Genomic DNA, 5,086 nt, shown 5'->3' with positions numbered 1-5,086 from the left:
GCCACGCGGCCGCGGCGGCGTGCCCGGAGATTGCCGCACGCGCCGAACGCCCGGCTGCAAAGAGATGTGGCACGGTCGGGCCGACCACGATCGGTCCCTCGCCGACATCGACGCCCAGGATCGCGGCATCCCGCAGGGCGTCATCGGTTTCGCCGATGAGCATGATGAGCAGTCCCGCCTGGACGGCAGCCAGCACGTGCAAACCGTGTCGGTTCGCATTCCGGTGCACGAGGTCGAGCACATAAGCGGGATCGATCACAGTGCCGGACAACGGATTCGGGGGACTAGCAGCGATGACGGCAACGCGCGACGTGGCTCCCCAGCCGAGAGCCGCAGCCCGCGAGGTCATCGCGTCGTCGGCGTCGCCGCGCAGGATCGCATCGACGACCAGGCCTTCGAGGCGCGCATCCCAGGCGCCGCGTTGTTCGGCAGCATCGGCATAGATGTGGGCGGCTCGGAAGGCCACCTCTCGGCTGTAGCGCAGCATCGCTTCACGGATCGCGGGGGCCCACTGCTCGCCGACGATGTCGGCTGCCCGTGCCTCGATGACATCGACCACCGAGCGGATCAACTCCAGCGTCTGGCGCAGCGTGATCGAGCGCGTCAACTCGCGAGGTGCGGCCTCGAAAACGGCGGCGCCGGCGGCTTCTGTCGGCGTTTCGCCGCCCAGCCAGTCGACGAAGTTCGCCACGCCGGCGTGCGCCATGAGCGCGACGTAGGAGCGTTCCGAGGCGGTCAGGGCGGCATACCACGCGTGGCGGGACTCAATGTCGGCGACGGCCGCGCGCGTCAGGTCGTCCGTATGCCCTGTCACCCGCTCGCGTTGGGCACGCGACAACTGCGTCGGTCCGCTCACAACTGCACCCTATTTGTGGCAGCACGACAAATCCGTTGTCGTCCCAATCTCGTCCGGGTCGAGCGTCGGTCGGGATTGGCTGGCGCACGCCCTTGGTAGCTCGCCTAACCATCCTCTACAGTTCCCATCGGTTGCTGACTGACAACGTTGTCAACATCGCCCACGGGCGATCGCCGCGGGCCAATGGGAGGGCCGTGCGCGCTGCTGCCGCTCGACACACGCACCAAGGGGAAAGTCAATGAAGACACTGCGTTCGATCCGATCGCACTTCAGCGCCGTAGCCGCCGTCTCTACCGTGGGCGTCGGTGCCCTGATTGCGCCGGCCGCCGCGAGCGTCGGTCCCGCCGGGCTCGCGCCCAGCGTGGCCGTCGGCGAGGAGCCCTACCGCCCGGCCGTTCACTTCACGCCTCGCGAGAACTGGATGAACGACCCCAACGGCCTGGTCTATTACAAGGGGACCTATCACCTCTTCTTCCAGCACAACCCCTCGGGGAACCGCTGGGGCAATATGAGTTGGGGCCACGCCACTTCGCCGGATCTGATCCATTGGAGGCAGCAGCCGCTCGCCATCGCGCAGACCTTCAACGAGGCCGGTGACAGCATCGAGGACATCTTCAGCGGCTCGGTCGTCATCGACAAGACCAACTCCTCCGGGCTCGGCACCAAGACCAATCCGCCGCTGGTGGCGATCTACACCAGCGCCTACACCGACAAGCACCCGACCCTGGCCGGCAAGCAGGCCCAATCTCTGGCCTACAGCCTCGACGCCGGGAAGACCTGGACGAAATACTCGGGCAACCCCGTCCTCAACCGCGACTCGGCGAACTTCCGAGACCCGAAGGTCTTCCGCTACTCCGGCCCGGCCGGCACCTATTGGGTGATGGCGGCCGTCGAGGCGCAGGAGCACCGGGTGCTGCTTTACAAGTCGGCCGATCTGAAGAACTGGACCTATCTGAGCGACTTCGGTCCCGCGAATGCCGTTGGCGGGCAGTGGGAATGCCCGGACTTGTTCCAGCTGGAAGTGCAGGGGACCAAGCAGCGCAAGTGGGTCCTCGTCGTCAACATCAACCCGGGTGCCGTCGCCGGGGGAAGTGGCGGACAGTACTTCGTCGGCGACTTCGACGGCACGACCTTCACCTCGCAGAGCACCGTGACGGCCGACAGTCTGCCCACCGGGACCAATTTCGCCGACTTCAACGACGGGACCTATGGCGATTGGACCGTGGCCAACGAACCGGGCAACTGGAAGGACGGCCCCTGGGGTCAAGCGCCGGCCACCGGAACCCTAGAAGGACAGAACCCGGTGAGCGGCTTCGTCGGACATGGGTTGGTCAACGGATTCCTCGATCGCGACTGGCCGGTAGGAACGCTGCGGTCACCCGATTTCATGGTCGAATCGGACTATGTGAACTTTCTCGTCGGTGGCGGCAAGCACCCGCACGTCGACGGTGCTCAGCTGACCAACGAACCGCCGCCCGGCACGCTGCTGTGGGACGGGTTCGAATTCCCCGACGGCACCACCCTCGCCGACACCGGATGGAGCCTGACCGGTGACTTCGCGACCGACCCGTGGCGCAACCCCTCGACGGCGGGTGGCGACTACTTCATCGGCCGCAAGCGGATCAACACCTGGGAAGGCGGACCGCGCGGCGACGACAACACCGGATCGATGACCTCGCCGGCCTTCGAGATCACCGGCGACTACCTGAGCATGCTGGTCGGCGGTGGCAAGCGCACCGACGGCAGTCTGGAGATCCAGTTGCTCGTCGACGGTGAGGTGGTGCGTTCACTCACCGGGCCCGAGGACGGGGCGCTCAACTGGCGCAACTGGAATGTCAGCGAACTGCGCGGCCGCACCGCGCAATTGCGCGTCTGGGACCAGGCCACGGGTGGCTGGGGGCATCTGACGATGGATCACGTTGTTATGGGCGATGTCCCCGCGACGGTCCGCTCGGACGAGACCGCGGTCAATCTCGTCGTCGATGGCCAGGTCGTGGCATCGGCGACCGGGAGCAACAGTGAATACCTCGATTGGCAGGCCTTCGACCTGCGGCCGTATGCCGGCAAGCAGGCGCACATCGATATCGTCGACAACAACCGCTTCGGCTGGGGGCACATCCTCGCCGACGAGTTCCGTTTCGGGACGGCGCCCGCACCCACGCGTGCCGAGAGCTATGACTGGCTCGACTACGGCCGGGACTACTACGCCGCGGTGTCGTTCAACGACGTCCCCGCGGGCAAGCGGGTCATGATCGGCTGGATGAACAACTGGGACTACGCCAACGAAATCCCGACCTCGCCATGGCGCAGTGCCATGGCGCTGCCGCGCAATGTGTGGCTCGCGCCGACGCCCAAGGGGCCGCGCTTGGTCTCGCGCGTCGTGCAGCAGGCCGGTGGGTTGGATCTGACCGCGCAGGCGTATGCCGCTGCGGCACAGTCGATTTCGGGTGAGACCTTGTTGCCCAAGGCCGCGAGCGTGGCACGCATCGACGCCGTGCTCACGCCCGGGACGGCCACGCGTTTCGGCCTGTCCGTCCATGGCAACGCGGATGGTTCGGAGCGCACCCTCATCGGCTACGACATGGCAACCGGCCGGCTGTATGTCGATCGCACAGCCAGCGGCAAGCTCGACTTTGCGTCCTCCTTCCCTTCCATCGATGATGCCTCGGTGGCGCTGGTGGGCGGCAAGCTGACCCTATCGATCTACCTCGACCGCTCCTCCGTGGAGGTCTTTGCTCAGGGCGGCAAGACGTCGATCACCGACCAGGTCTTCCCATCGGCCGGCAGCGACCGGATCGGCGTCTGGGCCGAGGGTGGCGCCGCCCGCGTGCAAAGCCTGAAGGTCACCCCGCTGGCGCCGGCGATGTTCCCGCGCGGCTGACCTCACCTGGCGCCGTCGCAGCTTTCCAGCCCGATGCCCGAAACCCCTCGTGCGCAAGGGAATACCTTCTCTTGCGCACGAGGGGTTATGGCATCGGGCGAAAAGCTGTCGTCGCCCGGTCCATCCTGCGGCCGCGGGGGTCGGGCGGGGTGCCGGTAGGCACTAGCGCAAGCGGCGACGACGTCAATACCCTTCACGACGCAGGGCCACGTCGCACGGAAGATGATCACGTATGCCAGCCAAAGGCACTCTCGTCCTCGCCGCCACTCTGCTCGCTCTCGGCGGCTGTTCCTCTGGCGCGTCGACTCCCTCGCCCTCAGCGTCTGCTGTGCTCACGCCGGCCTCGTCGCCGGCGGGAAGTTCCGAAACGGCCCCGGCCAGTGCTTCGGCAGCCACCTCAGCCATGACAGGCGGCGGCTCCTCCGCCTCGATTACGCCCCGAGGCGCGGATTCGCCGGAGTGTGCGGCGATGTCCAAGGTCCTCGCCGCGTTGACGACGATCGGCCTGAAGGCCGCGACCGGCAGCGTGACTCAAGCGGATCTAGATGCAGCCTTCGCGCGGGACGTGATCGATGCTGTCCCATCCGACGCATTAGGCCTGCTGGCCGATATGCAAGCGATCAGCGACACGCTGGTCGGCAAGACCCAGGAAGAGGCTAGCGCCCTGTTGGGGGACTGGACGACTCCTTTCGAAAGGTTCACCACGGCCACGATGGCCGTCTGCTCCTGATCCAGACCGGGTGCCGAGCCGCACGGACGCAAGGCTCAGTCAGTGCCGAACTCCATAGCAGCCGCGTCCAGGGCGTCGTCGCCCTCGGGGTCGACGCTCGGGTTGGCGGCGATCTCAGCGGCCCCGCCCGGCTCCAACCGGCCGACGAGCTCGACGTGGCCGACGCCCAACTGGCCCTGAGCGGCATACAGCTCGAGCTTGGCGCGGGAGTCGGCGATATCGAGGTTGCGCATGGTCAACTGACCGATCCGGTCCACGGGGCCGAAGGCGGCATCCTCGACGCGCTCCATCGACAGCTTGTCCGGGTGATAGGAGAAATTCTCGCCGCGGGTGTCGACGATCGTGTAGTCGTCGCCCCGGCGCAGGCGGACGGTGACCTGCCCGGTGATCGCGGACGCGACCCACCGCTGCAAGGACTCGCGAAGCATCAGCGACTGCGGGTCGAGCCACCGGCCTTCATACAGCAAGCGGCCCAGACGCCGGCCCTCGGCGTGGTAGTTGGCCACCGTGTCCTCGTTGTGGACGGCATTGAGCAGGCGCTCATAGGCGATATAGAGCAGGGCCATCCCGGGCGCCTCGTAGATGCCGCGCGACTTCGCCTCGATGATGCGGTTCTCGA

General features: G+C 66.8%; 3 protein-coding genes and 1 pseudogene. 2 read left to right on the top strand and 2 right to left on the bottom strand.

All coding sequences use genetic code 11. The annotated features are described in order from the left end of the window. Positions 1–856 (bottom strand): PucR family transcriptional regulator (locus tag B4L26_RS02145; protein WP_290715286.1); only part of this gene is annotated, 856 nt, incomplete at its 3' end. A 238-nt stretch (positions 857–1,094) separates the two neighbouring features. Between B4L26_RS02145 and B4L26_RS02140 the strand changes: the two genes are divergently transcribed. Both B4L26_RS02140 and B4L26_RS02135 read left to right on the top strand, forming a co-directional pair. After that, complete coding sequence (locus B4L26_RS02140; protein ID WP_290715284.1) at positions 1,095–3,737, top strand: glycoside hydrolase family 32 protein; 2,643 nt, start codon at positions 1,095–1,097, stop codon at positions 3,735–3,737. Positions 3,738–4,206: 469 nt separating this feature from the next. After that, the gene (locus tag B4L26_RS02135; RefSeq protein WP_290715282.1) at positions 4,207–4,467 is read left to right on the top strand and encodes a hypothetical protein; all 261 of its coding nucleotides are present in this window, start codon (positions 4,207–4,209) and stop codon (positions 4,465–4,467) included. 35 nt (positions 4,468–4,502) lie between these two features. Here the strand turns inward: B4L26_RS02135 and B4L26_RS02130 are convergent. After that, positions 4,503–5,086, bottom strand: a pseudogene (locus tag B4L26_RS02130) (argininosuccinate synthase domain-containing protein); the annotation flags it as partial.

Source organism: Gordonia sp. UBA7599, assembly GCA_002477755.1.
Lineage (GTDB): Bacteria > Actinomycetota > Actinomycetes > Mycobacteriales > Mycobacteriaceae > Gordonia.
This window is presented reverse-complemented; position numbering and strand designations above follow the sequence as displayed.

What these genes read in the sequence shown, in the direction of transcription:
- B4L26_RS02140 (WP_290715284.1), top strand. Translation starts at nt 1,095, where the DNA reads ATGAAGACACTGCGTTCGATCCGATCGCACTTCAGCGCCGTAGCCGCC.
- B4L26_RS02135 (WP_290715282.1), top strand. Translation starts at nt 4,207, where the DNA reads ATGTCCAAGGTCCTCGCCGCGTTGACGACGATCGGCCTGAAGGCCGCG.